4 protein-coding genes are annotated in these 2,637 nt (G+C 71.6%); all 4 read left to right on the top strand.

Annotated elements, in window-relative coordinates; all coding sequences use genetic code 11:
* A partial coding sequence (locus AB0G02_RS34750) for a hypothetical protein (protein ID WP_360803032.1) occupies positions 1 to 332 on the top strand: 332 nt, incomplete at its 5' end.
* On the top strand, positions 329 to 805 hold the full coding sequence (locus tag AB0G02_RS34745; RefSeq protein WP_360803029.1) for a VOC family protein: 477 nt from the start codon (positions 329 to 331) through the stop codon (positions 803 to 805). The genes AB0G02_RS34750 and AB0G02_RS34745, both read left to right, overlap by 4 nt.
* 258 nt (positions 806 to 1,063) lie before the next feature.
* Complete coding sequence (locus tag AB0G02_RS34740) at positions 1,064 to 2,098, top strand: 3-oxoacyl-[acyl-carrier-protein] synthase III C-terminal domain-containing protein (protein WP_360803026.1); 1,035 nt, start codon at positions 1,064 to 1,066, stop codon at positions 2,096 to 2,098.
* A complete protein-coding gene (locus AB0G02_RS34735; protein WP_360803023.1) occupies positions 2,098 to 2,631 on the top strand; it encodes a hypothetical protein in 534 nt (177 codons plus the stop codon). Before AB0G02_RS34740 ends, AB0G02_RS34735 begins: the two co-directional genes overlap by 1 nt.
* The last annotated feature ends 6 nt before the right edge of the window (positions 2,632 to 2,637 follow it).

Below are 2,637 nucleotides of genomic sequence, written 5' to 3'. Positions count from 1 at the left end.
GGTCCGGCCTGTACGGCCGGCCGGACCGGGACGGTGCGTTCCTGCTGGGCATGGGGAGCGACCGCTGGGACGTCGACCCCGACGGGGTGACGCCCGACCACGACCTGGCCGCGCGGGTGCTCGACACGGCCCGACGGCGGTTCGGCGTCGAGGGCGGCGAGGTCGTGGCGGAACGCGTGGTGGCGTCGTTCGACTGCTACCGCTCAACGGGCGGGTTGCGCCTGGTCGACGCGGGCGGCGGGGTGTCCACGTTCACCGGCGGCAGTGGCGGCGCGGCGAAGACCGTGCTGGCGGCGAGCCGGCGCGCGGCGGCGGAGCTGGTGGCGTCGTGATCCTCGGCATCGACCACGTCGGCCTGCTCACCGCGGACGCCGAGGGGGTGGGCGCGCTGCTCGCCGTGCTCGGACTGTCCAAAGCGGACAGCGGGGTCGCCGGCGACTACGGCGTCTCGTGCGACTTCTGGCAGGTGGGCGCGGACCTCGCGGCCCCGGCCGTGGAGGTGGTCGCGCCGGTGCGGGAGGACTCGACGGTGGCCGGGCGGCTCGCGCGCGGACCGGGGCTCTACCACCTCGCGTTCGAAGTGGACGACCTCGGCGCCGAGGCGTACCGCTTGCGCGCCAACGGTTTCGCGCTCGTGGACGCGGAACCGTGCCGGGGGGCGCGGGAGGGCATGGCGGTGCAGTACCTGTACGCGCCCAAGCCCGCCGGCGTGCTCGTGGAGCTCGTGCAGTACGCCACCGCACGCCGTGGCTTATCGCAGCCATCGGAAAACCCGATCAGCTCACCGCCGAAAAGCGGTCTCTGAATATTGCTTCCGGCCCGCCGGCGGTAAATAATTAACGGAGACGGTGAGCCACTCACCGCGCAATCCGACTGACTGGGCTCGTCGCACCAGGATTGCTTTCACCGCACCATCCACGCACGTCAGGACGTCGCAGACGTCAGGGGGGACGTCTGCGACGCACATTCCACCACTTCTCTCACCAATTTGTCCCGGCCTGGCGCGAATTGCGCCGGGCGGGCCTTCATCGTGCCGAAAAGCAGTCACAGGACAGGAGTGCTCATGGCCAGCCAGCTCGTGGATTTCGGAGTCGCGGGCTTCGGGTACGCCACCGGCGAGGACCAGGACGTCGCGCAGACGGCCGGTGACTACGTGGGCGACCCCGAACGCGTCGTCCGCTGGGGCTACCACACGTTCCACCGCGCACCGGACGGCGTGACCGCGACCGACCTGGCCACGCTCGCCGGGCAGGACGCGCTGGACCGCCTCGGCCTCGCCCCCAACGACGTCGACCTCGTCGTGGTGGCCGCCTCCGAGGTGCCGGACTACCACCACTGGGACACGTCGGCCGCCGTCGCGCGCCGGCTCAAGGTCGAGGGCACGACCCAGACGATGCTGCTCACCGAGGGCTGCGCGTGCGGCGTCACGGGCCTCGGCTACGTCGCCGGTCAGCTCGCGCTCCAGCCGGAGCTGCGGACGGTGCTGTTCATCGCGGTCAACCGGGTCAGCGAGTTCCACCGCAACCGGATGAACGTCAACAACGCCGTGCACAGCGACGGCGCGGTGGCCGCGGTCCTCAAGCGCGGCCACGAGGGCGTCAAGTGGCTGGCCACGGACCAGTTCGTGGACCCGGACCTGTCGGACTTCTTCCGCACGGAGGTCGGCGGCGCGGCCAACCCGCTCCCGTTCGACGGCTGGACGGCCAAGGACGCGCCTCCCGGGCACGCCCGCATCCAGGCGCACTTCGACAAGAACCCGGCGAAGCTGCGCGAGTTCGTCGCGACGCTGAACCAGCGCATCACCGACACCATCGACAACGCGCTGCGCCGCGCGGACCTGACCCGCGACGACCTCAAGCACGTCATCTACATCAACGACTCCACCGACACGATCGAGGAGGTCGCGGAGCCGTTCGGCGTCACGGTCGAGCACACCAACGCCGAGCTCTCGCTCAGCCACGGCCACATGGGCGCGGCCGACCAGCTGTTCTGCCTCGGCGAGCACATCGAGCGCGGCGACGTGAAGCCCGGCGACGTCGTGGCGCTGTGCGGGATCTCCATCGGCATGCGCTGGTACTGCACGCTGGTGCGGATCTGATGAGCGACCGGCCGGACTTGCTGGAGTCGCTGCGCGCGGCCGTGGCCGGGGGGCGCGCGCCGTCACCCGAGGACCTGACGCGGCTGGCGCTCGTGTCGGATCCGCTCGTGCTGCGCAAGGCGGGCAAGGTGTTGGCACGCCTGGAGGACGCCGAGGGCTTGAGGCCGCTGCGCGTGGCCGTCCTGGCGACCTGCACGATCGGCTCCTACGAGCAGATCCTGCGGGCGAGCCTGGTCTCGGCGGGCATCCTGCCGGACCTGGCGCCCGGCCCGTACGGGATGTTCGAGCTGACGCTGGCCACCGACCCGTTCGACGGGGTGGACGTCATCACCCTGCTGCTGGACGAGACCTGCTTCCTGCCGGACGACTGGGCCGCGACGGACGTCGACGGCTTGGCCGGGCACCTCGAAGCCCGGTTGGCGGACCTGCGGGGCCTGGTGCTCTCCGCGGTGGGGGGGGCGGCGGCGGCGGGGCGGCGGGCCACCCGGCCGCCGGCCGGGAGAGCACCCGCCAGAACTCACAACACTACCTGACACAAG

Origin of the sequence: Actinosynnema sp. NPDC023658 (assembly GCF_040639995.1) — a bacterium.
Taxonomy (GTDB): Bacteria; Actinomycetota; Actinomycetes; order Mycobacteriales; family Pseudonocardiaceae; genus Actinosynnema.
This window is presented reverse-complemented; position numbering and strand designations above follow the sequence as displayed.